Source organism: Nonomuraea sp. B19D2 (assembly GCF_040137845.1).
Taxonomy (GTDB): domain Bacteria; phylum Actinomycetota; class Actinomycetes; order Streptosporangiales; family Streptosporangiaceae; genus Nonomuraea.
Map to the genome: position 1 here is coordinate 130,360 of NZ_JBEFAK010000013.1, position 16,694 is coordinate 147,053.

Sequence of the window (16,694 nt, forward strand, 5' to 3'; positions counted from 1 at the left end):
TCACGAGTAGGCCTCGGCCTGCGCGCTGTACAGGGTGGCGTACCGGCCGCCCAGCGCCATCAGCTCCTCGTGGGACCCCTGCTCCGTGACCCGGCCCTCCTCCAGGACGACGATGTGGTCCGCGCTGCGGACGGTGGAGAAGCGGTGCGAGACCAGCAGCGTGATCCGGCCGCGCCCGGTGGCCGCGTGGCGCAGGAAGTGCTCGTACAGCTCGTGCTCGGCCTGCGGGTCGAGCGCGGCGGTGGGCTCGTCCAGCACCAGCAGCAGCGGGTGCGGCCGCATCAGGGAGCGGGCCAGGGCCAGCCGCTGCCACTGGCCGTGCGACAGCTCGGCGCCCGCGTAGAGCCGGCCGAGCTGGGTGTCGATCCCGTCGGGGAGCTGCTCGGCGATCGGCGCGGCGCCGGCCTTGTCCAGGGCCTTCGTCACCGCGGCGGTGTCGTCGGCCGACGGCAGCCAGCCTGCGCCAACCGCCTGCCGGAGCGGGAGCTGGAACTTCACGAAGTCCTGGAAGACGCCGGTCAACCGCAGCCGCCAGGACTGCAGGTCCAGCTCGGCGAGTGGTACGCGGTCGGCCGTGATGTGGCCCGCGGTGGGCGCGTACATGCCGCTGAGCAGCTTGACCAGGGTGGTCTTCCCGGCCCCGTTGCTGCCCACCAGGGCGACCGTGGAGCCGGCGCGCAGCGTCAGGTCCACGCCGGACAGCACCGGCTCCGCCGAGCCCGGGTAGGTGAAGGCGACGCCGTGGAGCTCGATGCCGTGCCGGAGCTCGTCCGGGGCGGGCCGGGCGCCGGTGGAGCGGTGGCGGCGCGCGTAGTCGAGCAGCCAGAGGTAGTGGCGGGTGGAGTGCCCGGCGTCGGCGATCTGGGAGAAGCCCTGCACGGTGCCGTACACCTGGAAGCGGAGCTGGGTGCCGAGGCTGATGACCAGCATCAGGTCACCCAGGGTGGCCTCGCCGCGGCCGACCATCCTGGTCATCAGCACCAGCGCGGCGACGAACCCGGCGGCGTAACAGAGCCAGCCGGCCAGCTCCCAGCCGATCGCGCCGATGCGGGCCCGCAGGACGGCGTCGATCACGGAGTGGCGGGCGGCGTCGGCCGCGGTGTCCAGGACGGGGCCGGCGCCCGAGACATAGATCTCCTTGCCGGTCTCCGGCTCGATGCACATCCGGTGCAGGCGCTGTTCCAGGCGGGACTGCTCGGCGGTGGCGACGTGGGCGTCGGCCAGCCGCCGGCGGGCGCGCCCGGCCGCCCACAGCGGCGGAAGGGCGAGCACGGCCAGCGCGGACAGCGCCGGGTGCACCGAGGCCAGCAGCCACAACGACAACCCGACGCTGACCACCGAGATGGCCGTGTCGGACAGCGCCCAGCAGGAACCGGCCAGGGCGCGGGTGTTGCGGCGCAGCAGGCTCAGCCGATCGAGGTAGTCGGTGCGTTCGAGGTGCTCGAGGGTGGGGATGGCGGCGGTGACGTCGAGGATCTCGCCGCTGACCGCGATGTCCACCCGGTTGATCAGGTCGTCCTGGTAGTTGTAGCGCGTGCGGTTGCCGGCGGCCAGGATGGTGTGAGCCAGGGTGCCGACGACGACGGCCACGACGAGGGCGCCGGCGGCGTGCAGGCCCGCGGCGTCCACGACCCAGCGCTGGCCGAGGGCGGTGAGGGCGGTCGCGGCGGCCTGGCCGACGGACAGCAAGGTGATCATCGCGAAGACGGCGCGGTCGGCTCGCCAGGCGAGGGCGAACATGTGGCGGACCAGTCGGATGTTCTCGCTCATCGGCTCGTCGCTCCCGTGTCGGTGAACCGGGCCGCCTGCAGGCGGAAGAGCCGCGCGTAGGCGCCCCCTTCCGCCAGCAGGCTCGCGTGGCTTCCCTGCTCGGCCACCTGGCCGCTCTCCAGCAGCACGATCCGGTCGGCGTTGCGCACGGTGGAGAGGCGGTGGGAGATCAGCAGCACCGTGGTCCCCGGCACCTCGGCGACGACCTGCCGGTAGAAGCTCGCCTCGGCCTCGACGTCCAGGTGCGCCGTCGGCTCGTCCAGGATGAGCACGTCACGGCCGTGCTCGACGGCGAAGATGGCCCTGGCGATGGCGACGCGCTGCCACTGCCCGCCGGAAAGGTCGGTGCCGTCGGCGCGCTCGCGTGCGAGAGGGGTCCCGTAGCCGTCCGGCAGCGCCTCGATCACGCCGTCGATGCCGGCGCGGCGGGCGGCGGCGCGGATCCCGTCGAGGTCGGAACGGTGTTCCGGCGCGGCCATCGCGATGTTGTCGGCGACGGAGAGCGGGTAGCGGTTGAAGTCCTGGAACACCGCGGCCACGCGGCGGCGCCACTCCGGCAGGTCGCCGGGGCCGAGCGGCCCGCCGTCCACCAGCACCCGCCCGGCGGTGGGCGGGAACAGGCCGGCGAGCAGTTTGATCAGCGTGGTCTTGCCGACGCCGTTCTGTCCCACCAGGGCCAGCACCTCGCCGGGGTGGACGGTCAGGTTCACCCCGGCGACGACGTCGCGGTCCGTGCCGGGGTAGCGGAAGACCAGGTCCTCCAGGCGGATCTCCGCCGGAGCGGACGTTCCGCGCGGCGCGCCCCCGGACCGGGCACGCGACCCGTACTGCTTGCTCAGCCGGTCGAGCGCGTGGACGGCGCCGAGCCCGAACTCGATGTCGAACGCCTCGTAGCCCATGGAGCTGATGGAGAAGAGGCCGAACGCGGACACCAGCACGGTCACCAGGTCGGCCGGGGAGAGCGTGCCGTTCACGGCGGCCAGGCCGGGGAACAGCAGGGCGGCCCCGGCCGACACCACCGCCAGCACGGCCGTCAGCCACTGCTGCCGCAGGATGCCGCGCCGGTACGCCCAGATGGGCCTTGCCCAGGCCAGCACTTCCCGGTTACGGCGGCGCACCACCCACTCCTGCAGCCCGAACAGGCGGATCTCCTTAGCGGCCGGAGCGGTCGAGGCGACGTCCGACCAGTGCTCGCCCCGGCGGCGAAGGTCCTCACGGGTGTCCGCCGCCGTCGCCAGGCCGACCCACCAGCGGCGGATGAGCGCGCGCTGGGTCAGCGCCGTGGCCAGGAGGAAGACGGCCAGCAGCGGCGAGAACTCCACCGCCACCACGGCCGCGGAGCCTGCTGCGCCCAGCATCCTGAAGACCAGCCGGAGCTGACCGACGGCGGCCGTGCCCGGGGAGCGGACCCGGCCGCCGCCCGGATCTGAGGCGCGGGAGGCGTCGTCGGCGAACGCCGGATCCTCCAGGTGCGCCATGTCGGCGGGCGCGAGCGCGAGCCGGCGGACCTTCCGCATCACGCGGGCGTCGACGCGGCCGGCCACGAACTGCTCCAGCGCGCCGCCGAGCGCCTGGAGCACCTCGGTGACCGCCAGCAGGGTCGCCATCGTGACCAGCGGCCACACGATCGCGGTGCCGGGCTCCCGCCCGCCGGCGGCGCCGGTGAGTGCGGCGACCAGCCAGCCGGTGGACAGGGCGGTGGCGGCGGGGGCCAGCGCCCCTCCGGCGTGCACGAGCACCAGGCCGGCGGCGGCTTTCCGGTCTTGGAGCGACAGGTGTAACAGGCGGGTTCGTTCGACCAGCAGCGTCCTCACGGGGCGGGTGCCTCCATGCATGGGGGGTATGGCCGGGCGCGCACGGCGACGTCCTTGGTCAGGCCGCGGCGCCCGGAGATCATACGTCAGCGATGCATAGGTGCCCAGACCGTCATCGGGCCGGCGCCTCGGTTGGCCCAGGCGTAGTACGGCACGAACGTGAGATCGACCGGGCCCCCGTGCTCCGGTTCCCGGGGGGCGGCGGCGGTGCGGTAGGGGAAGCCGCCGTCCTCCTCCAGGTGCACGTGGGCCCGGCCGCGTGCGGTGACCGGCACCACGTCGGCGGGCAGGCCGGCGACCGCCGTCCCGTCGCGCAGGTCCGCCCCGGCCACGCACAGGTCGTCCACGATGACGCCGGGGTGGTCGGCCTGCTCCAGGCAGTACACGAGGGGGCCGCGCTCGACGGCGACCTGGCCGCGGGCCACGTCGAGCTGGGGTACGGCCGCGGTGAGGCGGGGGCGGATGGCGAGGTCCAGGGTGATCCGGTCGCCCGGCCGCCAGGTGCGCCGGACGCGGTGGTAGGAGCCCGGCTCGACGGGCCGGTCGTCCGCACTAGTCTCGCCGAATGCGCCAGACGCGCCGGATATGGCCAGTGCCGCCTGGTCGGCCCACGCCGGGATGCGCGCTGAGAACGTCCACGGCCGGTCAGGGGTCTCGCGCACGACGATCTCCACCCGGCCGCTCCACGGGTAGTCGGTCGCCACTTCCAGCAGCACGTCGCCGGCCCGGATCGTGCCGGGGGCGTACAGGTGGAGCTGGACGCCGTCGCCGTCCTGGGTGGCCAGGTAGTGGTCGAGGGAGGAGAGCAGGCGCATCACGTTGGGCGGGCAGCAGGCGGTGCCGTACCAGTCCTGGCGGCCGCGGGCGGGCGCGCGGAAGTCGTCGGGGTTCGCGCCCGCGCGCACGCGCAGCGCGTTGACGTAGAAGAAGCGGTCGCCGCCGAGGGAGACGCCGGGCAGGACGGCGTTGTAGAGGGTGCGCTCGATCAGGTCCGCGAAGGCGGCCCTGCCGGTGGCCAGCAGCATGCGCCACGACCACTGAATGCTGCCGACGGCCGCGCAGGTCTCGCAGTACGCGGTCTCGGAGGCCAGCTCGTGGGGGCCGCCGAACTGCTCGCCGTACCAGACCGAGCCGAGTCCCCCCGTCAGGTACGTCTTGGTCGCCACCATGTCCAGCCACTGCCGTTCCAGGGCGTCGAGCAGTGCGAGGTCGGAGGTCTCGACGGCGACGTCGGCCGCGCCCGCGGCCAGGTACATGGCGCGCACCGCGTGTCCCTCGACGGTGGTCGCCTCGCGCACCGGCACCCGGTCCTGGCGGATGCCGGGCCCGTGGTGGCCCTTGAGCGGGAGGAGGGAGTGGCCGCGGGTGGCGATGAGCCGGGCGGCGAGGTCCAGGTACGAGCGCGTGCCGGTCTCCCTGTGCAGCTCGGCCAGGGCCATCTCGACCTCGGGGTGGCCGTCGAGCGCGTCCTCGGGCAGCGTCTCGACCAGGTGGTCGGCGAAACGGGTGGCGACCTGCAGCAGCGTGCGGTCGCCGACCGCGCGGCCGCCCGCGACCGCGGCCTGCATGAGGTGGCCCGCGCAGTAGAGCTCGTGGCTGGAGGCCAGGTCGGAGTAGCGCTCGCGGCCGGTGAGCTGGGTGTGGGTGTGCAGGTAGCCGTCGGTGCACTGCGCGCCCGCGACGAGCTCGGCGGCCTCCTTGTACGACCTCGCCAGGTCGTCGTCCTCGGCCCTGCCGCGCTCCCAGGCGAGCGCCTCCAGCCACTTGTAGACATCGGAGTCCGCGAACACCTTGCCGCGATGCTCGCCCGCCAGCCTGAGGTTGTCGAACGCGCCGGACTCGCGTACCCGCTCGCCGCCCAGCGGGATCGTCACCTCGCGGTTCACGCGCTGCCGCGCGCCCCAGAACCCTCCTCGGATCCGCCCGCCCGCCACGGGCCGGAGGGCCACCGCGGCGTCGGGCCGGGGCCGCACGACCGAAGACATCCGATCATCACTCATATCGCCATCCTGCTTCAGCCTTCCATATCTAACAAGATACGAATATTTATGCCGAGGTAGGGGCATGGGACAACGGACGCGTTGTTTCAGGCGAAGGGACCCCCATGCCCGAGATTCCCGACACGGTGTTGCTCGAAGAACGGGCCGAGCTGGCGATGAACGCGGTGGCCGGACTGCCCGACCAGGACATGGACGGCATTCCGTACTTCAGTGCCGACCTGCTGGCCCGCCCGGCGGCCCTGCGCCACGGCGACTGGGACTACGGCTCCAGCCACGGACGGCTCCTCGACGCCTGCCTGATCGCCAGGCACATGACGGGCAAGGACACGTGGCGGGAGGTCGAGGAGGGGTTCAGGCGGCGGCTGATCGGCTTCTTCGGCGAGGACGGACTGAGCTACCGGCTGGCGCGCCCAGAGGTGGGCTGGCCCGCGAACGCCAACCTCGTCGACCAGCGCGCCGTGCTCCTGTCGCTCACCACGTGGTACGTGTCCGACGGCGACCCCGAAGCGCAGAAGCTGGTCGACCGGCACGTGGCCGCGCTCAAGCGGATCGCGATCAAGGAGCGGGACGTGTGGTTCTACCCTGCCTCCGAGTACACCCCGGACGGCTGGCCGTCCCCGAACGCCATCGCGCTCCGCCTCGCCCCCGACCCGGCCTCGTTCAGCGGGCGGCTGATCATGCCGCTGCTTCGCTACCACCAGGCCACCGGCAACGGGGACGCGCTGGAGCTGTGCGGCTGGTTCGCGCGGCTGATCGTGCACAAGAGCGGGGTGTTCGGCGAGGACGGGAGCTTCAATTCCGCCCGCGCGTACCGCAGCGGCCACTTCCACACCCGCATCGGCACCCTGGAGGGGCTCGCCCGCTACGCCCGCTTCACCGGCGACCACGAGCTCACCGCCTACGTCCGCCGCGCCTACGACTGGGCGCTCGGCCAGGCCACCGCGTTCGGCTGGACCCCCGGCGACCTCGCGGACCAGCGGTACGAGCACGAGAGCTGCTCCCTGGTCGACCTGATCGGCGCCGGCACCACGCTGGCGAAGTCCGGCCACACCGCGTACTGGGGCGTGGTGGAGCGGTTCCTGCGCAACCACCTCGTGGAGTCGCAGCTGCTCGACCTGAGCTGGGTCGAGTCCGCGCCCGACACCTCGGGCGACGAGCCGGGCTGGGTGACGCACGTGCGGGTGGGCGAGCGGGTCCGCGGCGCGTTCGCCGGGTACGGCGCGCCCAACGACTTCGTCTGCGACGTCGAGCTGGGCCGCGGGCACACGGCCGACGTGCAGGCGTGCTGCGTCGGCTCGGGCGTACGCGGCCTGTTCTGGGGCTGGAACTCCATCGTCACCGCCGACTCCCGCGCCCTCCGGGTCAACCTGCTGCTCACCCGGGCCACCCGGCAGGTCACCGTGCTCAGCCACCTCCCCCACGAGGGCCGGGTCGACCTGGACATCCACGAGGACCTGCCGGAGCTGCGGCTGCGCGTGCCCGACTGGGCGGGGTACGCCAAGGTCCGCGTGACCCGCGACGGCGGACCGGCCGACGGGGGCGGCGGCTTCGACGGGACGCAGGCCGGGGCGTGGGCGCCGGACGGCTACCTGTCGATCCCCGCGCCGCGGCGGGGCGAGCGGGTCACGGTGACGTTCCCCGTGCCGGAGACGACCTCCACCGAGGTGGCGGCGGGGCGGGAGTACCGCGTGCGGTGGCGGGGTGACGACGTGATCGGCATCAGCCCCGAGGGGACCGCCCGGCCGATGTACAGCGGGCGCAAGGTCCATCCGACCGCGCCCCGGCGCGACTACCCGCTGACCCGCCCGGCGAAGGAGTGGGCGTGGTGAGCTGGTCACTCCCCGAGGTGCCCGACGGCGACCCGTTGAGGCCGTACGACCTGCGCTGCGAGCACCGCGCCACGCCGCTCGGGATCGGCACACCCGTGCCCCGGCTGAGCTGGCGGCTGGCCTCGGACCGGCGCGGCGACGCGCAGCACGCGTACCGGGTCCGGGTCCATGCGCGCGGCGCCCTCGTCTGGGACAGCGGCTGGGTCGAGGGCCAGGACGTCAGCGCCGACTACGGGGGCGCGCCGCTGGCGTCGTTCACCCGCTACACCTGGCGGGTGGAGGTACGCGGCGGCGGTTCAGCCCAGATGCGCCACGGCGGGGCGGCCGAGTCGTGGTTCGACACCGGGGTGATGCACCAGGACGAGTGGCGGGCGGCGTGGATCGGCCACGATCCCGAGACCGAGCCGCCGTTCGAGCCACCCACCGACGACCGCGAATCGCGCAGCCCCCGCACCGCGCACCTGCCCGCCCCCCGGTACTTCCGGCGGGTGGTCGACCTGCCGCCGGCGACCGCTCATCCGGCCGTTGCCCGGAGGGCGGCTGAAGTGGGCCTCGGCCTCGTACGACACGCCGCTGGGCCGGCTGAGCAGCCGGTGGGAGGCGGACGGCGGCGCGCTGCGGCTGGACGTCCGCATCCCGCCGGGCGCGGTGGCCACCGTGCACGTGCCGACGACCGACCCGTCCTCGGTCCGGGAGTCCGGCATGCCCCTCCCCGGGACGACGCCCGCACACGAGCCCACCCGACCTGCGAGCGAGCCGCCGCCGGACACCGCCGACTCGCCACCCGGGCAGGCGGTGAGCGCCACCGACTCGACGCTCGTGCAGGTGGGCACCGCTGACTCGCCACCCGTGCAGGTGGTGGGCGTGAGCGGGGCGGCGCTGGTGTGCCGGGTGGCGTCCGGCCGGTACGAGTTCACCGCGGCGTGGGAGCGATGACGGGAGGCGGCCGTCCGGTGACCACCTGGGCGGCCGCCGCCGAGCGGGCCGGGGGTGGGCTGCGGGACCTCACCGTGCGCAACATCGTGCGGACCAGCGCGGGCGGGACCGGCTTGCGGGTGCGGCTCACCAACGCCTTCGGGGACCGGCCGGTGACGTTCGGGCACGTCTACGTGGGCGTCCCGGCCTCAGGGGCGGCGCTGGCGCCTGGGTCGAACCGGATGCTCACGTTCGGTGGGATCCCGGAGGTGACGCTGGCGCCGGGCACGACGGCGCTCAGCGACCCGCTGCCCGGCCACGTGGCGCCCCGGCAGCGCCTCGCCGTCAGCCTCCACCTCCGGGGCGACGGCGGCACCCTGACCGGCCGCAACCGCGCCACGGCCCCGCCCTACCCACCGCGATCGGGCACCACGTCCGGGCAAGGTGCGGCCTCGCCCGCCTACCGGTCTCTCCCCGGTGACCACGCCGCCGACGAGAGCGGAGCCGCGTACACCGAGGAGATGGCGATCTGGCACTGGCTGGACGCAGTGTCCGTCATCGCGCCCGGCCAGGTGTCGGCAGTGGCGGTGCTCGGGGACTCGATCACGACCGGCGTGGGGTCCGAGACGGGCCACGGCTGGGCGGACCTCCTCGCCGACCGGGCACTGCGGGAGTCGTGGCCGCTCGCCGTCGTCAACGAGGGGGTGTCCGGCGGGCGGGTGCTGGCCGCCGGGACCGGACGCCCCGCCGAGGAGCGGCTGATCGCCGAGGTGCTGACCAAGCCGGGGATCGGCGCGGTGATCCTGCTGGCCGGGATCAACGACCTCGGGGCGGGCGCGCGGGCGGACGCCCTCATCGCCGCCTACCGCCGCATCGTCGCCAAGGCGCATGCCGCCGGGGTACGCGTGATCGGCGGCACGTTGGCCCCGTTCGGGGGCGCCGAGTACCACACTCCCGAGGGGGAGCTGGCCAGGGTGGCGGTGAACGCGTTCGTGCAGGACGGCGGCGCCTTCGACGGGCTCGCGGATTTCGACGCGGCGCTCCGCGACCCCTCGGACCCGAGCCGCCTGCTGCCCCGGTACGACTGCGGCGACCACCTCCACCCGAGCGCGGCGGGCCACCAGGCGATGGCGGCCGCCGTCGAATCAGCGCAGCTGATCGGCCCAGATCGGGCTCAGGCCACCGATCGCTCCCCCGTCCCATGAGCTCGCCGCGCCAAACCCAGCCCTTTGCCGCACGAGCCGGGCGATGCCATCAAGCCACGTCGTGTCACCGATGCCCGATGGAACCAAGCCAAGACGCAGACGATTGCACGGTAGTGAGGCGAATCACAGATAAGGGAGTGAAGCGAGGATCATGGATGCGCTGCTGTATGTCCGCTCGTCGCGCCGCATGCTGGGACCACGCCCACCATGCGGGGTGATCCCGTCGGAACCATTCCGCCACTGTCTCACGGTTCCCGTTGAAGATCGACTCGCGTAGAAGTGTCCTGCGCAGTGACCGCCGCAGGATCCGAGGCATGATGACCCGCCGCGGGTAGTCCAGCCATACGACGGTGTCAGCACGCTCCCACAGCAAGTCACGGACTGCCGGGTAGCCGAACGAGTCGATGACCCAGGATGGTGAACTGGCGATCTCTGCGACCTGATCGGGAAACCGCTCGCTCACGGCCCAGCCGGGACCGGCGAAGTACAGGGCGTCCATCTCGTGATAGGGCACCGCGAGTCGGCTGCTCAAGGCTCGCGCCATGGTGGACTTACCCGCCCCACTGATACCCACTACGAGGATGCGCTGCATCCATGCAGGCTAAGCCCGATGCGCAGCGACGGGAACGCGAAAGCGGTCGTTTCCGCCGGAAGGCAGCGTCGCTGAGAAGTAACAGCGCCCGGCTTGCGGTGGGATTCTCGAGCGGGGCTGTGCACCGCGCGCCGCCCCGCGCCCTGCCGCGCCCCCTGTTCCCCGAAGGGACCCCGCCGAAGCGCGGCGGGGTCGGGGGAACGCGGACCGGTCAGCGGCCGGGGCCGGGGAGCCGGGTCGCCGGTTCAGGGCGGTGGATGCCCCGCGGGCGGTAGCCGAGGGCGTCCGAGACGCCGAGGTGGTCGGCGAGCAGCCAGATGATGGCCAGCCACATCTCGGTCCCCTGCAGCCCCGGCGTGCGGGCCGCGCCGCTCCCCCGGGTCAGGGCGAAGCTGAGGCCCGCGCCGTCGTGCCAGCCGCCCACCGCCCGGAGGAGGTGTTCGCGCGCCCACGCCTCCCCCTCCCCGCGGCGGTGCCGGGTCTGCCTGCCCAGCAGCCACAGCGGGTGGATGACGTCGAGCACGTTGCAGGCGTTGCCGGTGTCGGGGCCGAAGTAACGGGGGTCGGCGGCCTGGGCGAGCACGGTGTCGACGGCCCGCTCGGGGTACGGCAACGGCACGCCGAACTGCGCGAACGTCCCCCGCGTCAGCCGGTAGAAGCCGTTGACCACCTGCAGCCAGCCCGCGTCGGGATCCGGCTCGCCCCACATCCCGTGGGCCTGGCTGCAGCGGGTCAGCAGCCACCCGTACAGGGTCTCGAGCTCGCCGCGCGCGCCGAAATCGGCGAGGTTGCGGTGGAGGCCCGTGCCGAACGCGTCCACCCACGAGCCCGCCGTCCAGGCGTTGCGGGCCCAGTCGAGGGAGTCGAGCGTGGCGAGCAGGTCCTGCGAGCCGAGGTTCGCGACGGCGTGGACGGGGTGCTGGAACCGGGTGCCGAGCAGGTCGAGGGCGTAGCCGACGCAGAGCACGTGATACGCGGCGGCTCCGTCCAGCTCCGGCGAGCCGGAACCACTGGTCTCCGGCGAGCCCTGAGCGCCGGTCTCCGGTGAGCCGGGGGCGCCGATCTCCGGGACCAGGCCGGTGACCGGGTCCTGGCGGTCGCGGAGGAACGCGACGATCTCCTCCCGCGCGGGTGTCGGCGGCGGGCCGTCCAGCAGCAGGTCGGCGATCTCCACCGCGTCGCACCAGGCGCGGACGGTCGGCGGGGCGTCCGGGCGGTCCACGTACCGCTCGCCCGTCCAGCACCGGCCGAGCACCGCCTCCGCCTGCTCCCTGGCGCGGGCGGCGAAGTCGGCGAGCAGCCGTTCGAGGTCCTGCCCGGCGGCCGGAGCGGGGCGCGAGGCGCGGCGGTCGCGGATGCGGCGGGCCGGGTTGCCCGCGACCATGGCCCAGGCGGGCACGTCCTTGGTGACGACCGCGCCCGCGCCGACGATGGCGTGGTCGCCGATCGTCACCCCGTCGAGCACGACCACGTTCGAGCCGATCCACACGTCGTCGCCGATCCGGATGCCCTTCGACGTGGTCGCCTGGCGGAAGACCGGGCGGTCCGGCGCCGTGCTGTGGTTGAAGCCGAGCAGGGACGTGTGCGCGCCCACCCGCACCGCGTTCCCGAGCACGACGTTCCCCCGCACCACGGCGTACGGGTTGATGGTGCAGTCGTCGCCCATGACGATGTCGTGGGTGACGTACGCGTGGGCGGCGATGTAGCAGTGGTCGCCCATGCGCAGGCTGTCGGCGTACACGGCCGCCAGCGGCGAGACGAACACCTTGCCCGCCGCGTCGATGTCGATGCTCGCCCGCAGCGCATCCAGGTGGCGCTCCTGGGCGAGGCGGTCCTCCTCGGTGGCGTGGTCCCAGAACAGCCACGGGCAGAAGTCGAACTTGGTCGGTTCCGTCATGCGATCAAAATCCTCTCAGGCGGTCAACGTCATCGACCAGGAGTAGCGCCGGACCGGCAGGCGGTACCGCCCAGGCAGGGCGGGGCCGCAGGAGGCGCTGCCGATGCCCTGCTGGCCGTGGTCCAGGTTCAGCCAGACGCGGCCGGAGTCGCGCAGGTCGTGGGGGCGGTGGGCGGCCTGCAGCGCCTCGCTCGTCCATCGGCGGGCGGTGAAGTCCAGGTGCGGCTCGCCATCCACGCGCAAGGTGGGCAGCCCCGTGCCCGACAGCTCCAGCCAGCGGGTCTCGACGTGGTTGCCGTTCTCCTGCGGCACGACGTACGGGGTCTGGAGCGCGTCGATCGGCAGCGCGAACCGGCCCACCCGGGCGGCGGACCGGCTGTCGGCGTACGACTCGCCCGGGCCGCGGCCGAACCACTCGACGTCGGTGTAGCCGCCGGGCAGGGCGAACCTGGCTCCCATGCGCGGCGGGCTCACATCGAGGTGGCCGTACGCGGTGTCGTGCCAGTCGCCGACGGGCTCGGCCTCGATCCGCAGGCGCAGCGCGCCGTCCTGCCATTGCCAGGTGTACGTGGTGCGGAAGCCGAGGGTCCGGGTGGCCGGGCCGCTGCGGCCGTGGACGACGAGCGTGCGGTCGTCGGGCCGGTCGATGCCGCCGGTCCGGTGGAGGAACCGGTCGAGACCCACGGCCTCCCAGTCGGCGGCCAGCGCGTTCCTCGGGCCCTGGCCGCGGTCGTTCTCCGTCGGGGCGCGCCACACGTCGAGCACCGGCCCGTCCAGTTCGACGCCGTGGAGCCGGGTCAGCCGCCCGGTCCTCAGGTCGAACACCGCCCCGCCCAGCCGCAACCCTCCTCCAGACGCCCCGCCCGGCCGCAACCCTCCGCCGGCCGACTCGCTCGCCGCGGGCAGCGGGCGGCGGCGGTGGGTGCCGTCGCCGAGCCTGGCCTGGCCGAAGGCGACGACGTGACCGGCCGGCGCCCAGCAGGTCGCGGTGGCGAGCGCGGCTTCGATCGTGATCCACGTCTCACCCTCCGCCGCGACCGCGACCTCCGGCAACGGCACCCGCACCGTCTGGCGTGGGCCGCAGGGCGGGACGGGCAACGGCCCGCTTCCCGGCGGCGCGCCGCCCGCCACCTGAGCCTTGCCCGCCCGCGAGCCGTCCACCTCCACCCGCCAGCGGAACTCCAGGTGGCCGAGGCCGATCAGGTCGTGCTTGTTGACGATGACGACCTCCCCGGCCGCCGCGTCCACCGCGATCCCGACCGGCTCGATCGCCTTGCGCAGCTCCGCCAGGCCTGGCGACGGCGTGCGGTCGGGGAAGAGCAGGCCGTCCAGGCAGTACCGGCCGCCGTTCGGCTGGTAGTCGATGTCGCCGCCGTGCCGGAAGTACGGACGGCCGAGCGAGTCGTGTCCCGCCAGCCCGTGGTCGATCCACTCCCACACGAACGCCCCGCAGAACCGCTCGTGCGACTCCAGGATCGCCTGGTAGTCGGCCAGCGAGCCCGGCCCGTTGCCCATGGCGTGGGCGTACTCGCACAGCAGGAACGGCAGCCCGCGACGGCGCACGTCGTCGGGCGACTCCGGCGCCACCCCCTCAGGCGGGTCCTCCTTCCGCTCCCCGATGCGCTCCAGGTCGTCCAGCGACGGGTACATCAGGCTGTAGAAGTCGGAGTGGCGGTAGCTCGGGTCGCGCTCGTAGTGCAGCGGCCTGCTGGGATTGTGCTCCCGCAGCCACCGCTCGATGTCGCCGAACGCCGGCCCGCTGCCGCTCTCGTTGCCCAGGGACCAGATCACCACGCTGGGATGGTTCTTGTCGCGCTGCACCATGCGCCGGGCGCGGTCGAGGAGCGCGTCGCGCCACATCGGCTCGGCCGGCGGGTTGCCCTCCCAGCCCGCGTAGATGAACCCGTGGGTCTCGATGTCGCACTCGTCCACCACCCACAGGCCGTACTCGTCGCAGAGCCGCAGGAACTCCGGGTGCGGCGGGTAGTGGGCGGTGCGGACGGCGTTGACATTGTGCTGCTTCATCAGCTCGATGTCGCGGATCATGGTGTCGCGGTCGAGCGCGCGGCCGCGCTCGGGGTGGTGCTCGTGCCGGTTGACGCCGCGGAACAGCACCGGCGCCCCGTTGACGAGCAGCCGCCCACCGGCGATCTCGACGGTCCTGAAGCCGATCGGCAGGTCGATCGTCTCGCCGGCGGCCCGCAGAGTGCCGCGGTAGAGGCGCGGGTGCTCCGCGCTCCACGGCTCGACGCCCGGGACGGTGACCTCCTCCCCCGTGGCGACGGACAGTCCCAGCTCAGGGATCTCGACCAGGCCGGGGGCGTCGGCGGTGACGCGGAGGGTGCCGGAGCGGTTCGGGGCGTCGTAGGAGGCGCGGACGGTGAAGTCGTCGATGCCGTCCGAAGGGCGGGCCAGCAGCTCCACGTCGCGGAAGATGCCCGGCAGCCACCACATGTCCTGGTCCTCGAGGTAGCTGCCCGACGACCAGCGCTGCACGCGTACGGCGAGCAGGTTGCCGCGCGGCCGGACGAGCCCGGTGACGTCGAACTCGAACGGCAGCCTGCTCCCCTTGGAGTGGCCCAGCAACGAGCCGTTCAGCCACGCCGTGCCGCAGGAGTCCACCCCCTGGAAACGCAGCACGGTCCGGCCCTCGGGCCAGGCGTCGGGCAGGTCGAAGCCGAGCCGGTAGTCGCCCGTGGGGTTGCCGTCGGGCAGTCGCGGCGGGTCGATGGGGAACGGGTAGGCGGTGTTGGTGTAGAGCGGCCGGTCGTACCCCTCCAGCACCCAGTGCGACGGCACGCGGATCGTGTCCCAGCCGGTGTCGTCGAGTGCCGGGTCGGGCAGTGAGGGGCCGGTGCCCTCGGCGGTGTCCGAGAGGCGGAAGCGCCACCGGCCGTTGAGCGACAGGCGTGGCGCGTCGGAGAGGAAGTCCGCGCGCGCCGCCCGCCGCCCGGAGCCCGGCCCGGGGTCTTCGTGGAAATCGAGCATTCCGAACTGTCCCTCCGAGACCAAAACGTTTTAACTCTAGACGCCCGGATCCGCGGTGACCATCCCTCTACCCATCCTTCCTTACCCTCGAAAGGTTCCGAAATATGCATTGACATCCGAGGTTGAATAAATATACGATGCATAAATCGTTTCAATAAGGTAGGTGCGCCCATTGAGCGGGTTTCTGCCGGATTGGGAGTCGTTACGCCGCCACCGCATCCCCGAGTGGTTCGGGGAGGCCAAGTTCGGCATCTGGTCGCACTGGGGGCCGCAGTCCGTGGCGAGCTCCGGCGACTGGTACGCCCGCCATCTGTACGGCATGCAGCCCTGGTCCGAGCCCTGGGAGCGGCGAAGGGCCGAGCGCCAGCACGCCCACCACCGCGCGCACTTCGGCCGCGGCGGCACGAAGGACCTCTTCCCGCGCTGGCGCGCCGAGCGCTTCGACCCCCAAGAGCTGATCGACCTGTACGTCTCCAGCGGTGCCCGCTACTTCGTCGCCCTGGCCGCCCACTGCGACAACTTCGACCTGTGGGACTCGAGGCGGCACGCCTGGAACGCCGCCCGCATCGGCCCGCGGCGCGACATCGTCGGCGCATGGGAGCGGGCGGCCCGCGCGGCCGGGCTGCCGTTCGGGCTGAGCTTCCACCACAACTGGACGTGGCGCTGGCTCGACGTCGCCCACGGCGCGGACCCGGCCACCGGCGAGCCGTACGACGGGGCGCTGACCAGGCACGACGGCACGGGCACCTGGTGGGAGGGCCTGGACCCGGCCGAGCTCTACCCGGCCAGGCACGCGACGGGAGCCAAGCCCCCGCCGCAGGTGGCGGACCGGTTCTACGACCGCGTCCGCGAGGCGCTCGACCGCTACCGCCCCGACCTGGTCTACCTCGACGACGGCCGCCTGCCGTTCGACGCGGGCAGCGTGGTCGAGTCGGAGCCGGTCAGCACGCGAGGGCTCGAGCTGCTCGCCCACTACTACAACACGTGCCCGACCGGCGGACTCGTGACCGTCAAGGAGGTCCCCGACGCCGACCGCACAGCCGTCGTCCTCGACTGCGAGCGCCGCCAGCTCGACGCCGCCCAGCCCTACCCGTGGCAGTTCGACACCAGCGACGGCGAGTGGTTCGACTGCTCCGACGACGGCCCGATGTTCCACCCGCGCAAGAGCTCACAGCAGATCGTCCACACGCTGATCGACGTGGTCAGCAAGAACGGCTGCCTGCTGCTCAACGTCCCCCAGCGCGCCGACGGCACCGTGGACGCCCAGGCCCGCGCCCTGCTGGGCGAGGTGGGCGACTGGCTGAGGGTGTGCGGCGAGGGCGTGTACGGCACGACGCCCTGGCTGCGTCCCGCCGAGGGCGCGACAGGCATGGGCGAGACCAAGGGCTACGAGGGCTACAACGAGGCCGACCGCGCCTACCTGCCGAGCGACATCCGCTTCACCAGACATGGCGACACGGTGTACGCCACCCTGCTCGCCTGGCCGGAAACCCGGACCGCCGCGATCACCAGCCTGGGCACCCGCGACGGACTGCTGAAAGGCCGCCCGGCCACGGTCGAGCTCCTCGGCCACGGCCCGCTCGGCTGGCGGCTGACCGAGGAGGCGCTCTACGCCGACCTGCCCCCGGACCCGCCCACGAAGGGCGCGTACATGATCAAGATCTCCTGACTTGGAGCCCGCGCC

10 protein-coding genes and 1 pseudogene are annotated in these 16,694 nt (G+C 73.2%); 5 read left to right on the forward strand and 6 right to left on the reverse strand.

The genetic code is table 11. The features are described 5' to 3' along the window. The 3 genes from ABN273_RS24470 to ABN273_RS24480 form a co-directional block, all read right to left on the reverse strand. Entirely contained in the window at positions 1-1,770 is a 1,770-nt protein-coding gene (locus ABN273_RS24470; RefSeq protein ID WP_349451314.1) for an ABC transporter ATP-binding protein, read from the reverse strand. Then, entirely contained in the window at positions 1,767-3,584 is a 1,818-nt protein-coding gene (locus ABN273_RS24475) for an ABC transporter ATP-binding protein (RefSeq protein WP_349451315.1), read from the reverse strand. The genes ABN273_RS24470 and ABN273_RS24475 overlap by 4 nt, the downstream gene beginning before the upstream one ends. A gap of 86 nt (positions 3,585-3,670) precedes the next feature. Continuing rightward, positions 3,671-5,584 (reverse strand): glycoside hydrolase family 127 protein, encoded by a 1,914-nt coding sequence (locus ABN273_RS24480; RefSeq protein ID WP_349451316.1) that lies wholly within the window; start codon positions 5,582-5,584, stop codon positions 3,671-3,673. 104 nt (positions 5,585-5,688) lie between these two features. Here ABN273_RS24480 and ABN273_RS24485 point away from each other — a divergent pair, with 104 nt between their 5' ends. The 4 genes and pseudogenes from ABN273_RS24485 (at position 5,689) to ABN273_RS24495 (ending at position 9,533) form a co-directional block, all read left to right on the forward strand. Next, positions 5,689-7,413 carry a glycoside hydrolase family protein gene (locus ABN273_RS24485; RefSeq protein WP_349451317.1) on the forward strand — a complete coding sequence of 575 codons (1,725 nt, stop codon included), beginning with the start codon at positions 5,689-5,691 and terminating at the stop codon, positions 7,411-7,413. 17 nt (positions 7,414-7,430) lie between these two features. Beyond that, positions 7,431-7,757: pseudogene (locus ABN273_RS59590) on the forward strand (glycoside hydrolase family 78 protein); the annotation flags it as partial. A gap of 181 nt (positions 7,758-7,938) precedes the next feature. Then, complete coding sequence (locus ABN273_RS59595) at positions 7,939-8,349, forward strand: alpha-L-rhamnosidase C-terminal domain-containing protein (protein WP_502911127.1); 411 nt, start codon at positions 7,939-7,941, stop codon at positions 8,347-8,349. 17 nt (positions 8,350-8,366) lie between these two features. Beyond that, positions 8,367-9,533, forward strand: a complete 1,167-nt coding sequence (locus ABN273_RS24495; protein WP_349451319.1) for a GDSL-type esterase/lipase family protein — start codon at positions 8,367-8,369, stop codon at positions 9,531-9,533. Positions 9,534-9,597: 64 nt separating this feature from the next. Here the strand turns inward: ABN273_RS24495 and ABN273_RS24500 are convergent, their stop codons facing one another. The 3 genes from ABN273_RS24500 to ABN273_RS24510 all read right to left on the reverse strand — a co-directional run bounded on the left by ABN273_RS24500 (position 9,598) and on the right by ABN273_RS24510 (position 15,010). Further along, the gene (locus tag ABN273_RS24500; RefSeq protein WP_349451320.1) at positions 9,598-10,125 is read right to left on the reverse strand and encodes a P-loop NTPase family protein; all 528 of its coding nucleotides are present in this window, start codon (positions 10,123-10,125) and stop codon (positions 9,598-9,600) included. 211 nt (positions 10,126-10,336) lie between these two features. Next, on the reverse strand, positions 10,337-12,022 hold the full coding sequence (locus tag ABN273_RS24505; protein ID WP_349451322.1) for an acyltransferase: 1,686 nt from the start codon (positions 12,020-12,022) through the stop codon (positions 10,337-10,339). A gap of 15 nt (positions 12,023-12,037) precedes the next feature. After that, complete coding sequence (locus ABN273_RS24510) at positions 12,038-15,010, reverse strand: glycoside hydrolase family 2 TIM barrel-domain containing protein (RefSeq protein ID WP_349451323.1); 2,973 nt, start codon at positions 15,008-15,010, stop codon at positions 12,038-12,040. 172 nt (positions 15,011-15,182) lie between these two features. Between ABN273_RS24510 and ABN273_RS24515 the strand changes: the two genes are divergently transcribed. Then, positions 15,183-16,679, forward strand: coding sequence for an alpha-L-fucosidase (locus ABN273_RS24515; protein WP_349451324.1), 1,497 nt, complete (start codon positions 15,183-15,185; stop codon positions 16,677-16,679). Positions 16,680-16,694: the final 15 nt, after the last annotated feature.

Bases quoted from the DNA above. Each gene is read 5' to 3' on its own strand.
- ABN273_RS24485 (WP_349451317.1), top strand. From the start codon at position 5,689: ATGCCCGAGATTCCCGACACGGTGTTGCTCGAAGAACGGGCCGAGCTG.
- ABN273_RS24480 (WP_349451316.1), bottom strand. From the start codon at position 5,584: ATGAGTGATGATCGGATGTCTTCGGTCGTGCGGCCCCGGCCCGACGCC.
- ABN273_RS24500 (WP_349451320.1), bottom strand. From the start codon at position 10,125: ATGCAGCGCATCCTCGTAGTGGGTATCAGTGGGGCGGGTAAGTCCACC.
- ABN273_RS24505 (WP_349451322.1), bottom strand. From the start codon at position 12,022: ATGACGGAACCGACCAAGTTCGACTTCTGCCCGTGGCTGTTCTGGGAC.
- ABN273_RS24470 (WP_349451314.1), bottom strand. From the start codon at position 1,770: ATGAGCGAGAACATCCGACTGGTCCGCCACATGTTCGCCCTCGCCTGG.
- ABN273_RS24510 (WP_349451323.1), bottom strand. From the start codon at position 15,010: ATGCTCGATTTCCACGAAGACCCCGGGCCGGGCTCCGGGCGGCGGGCG.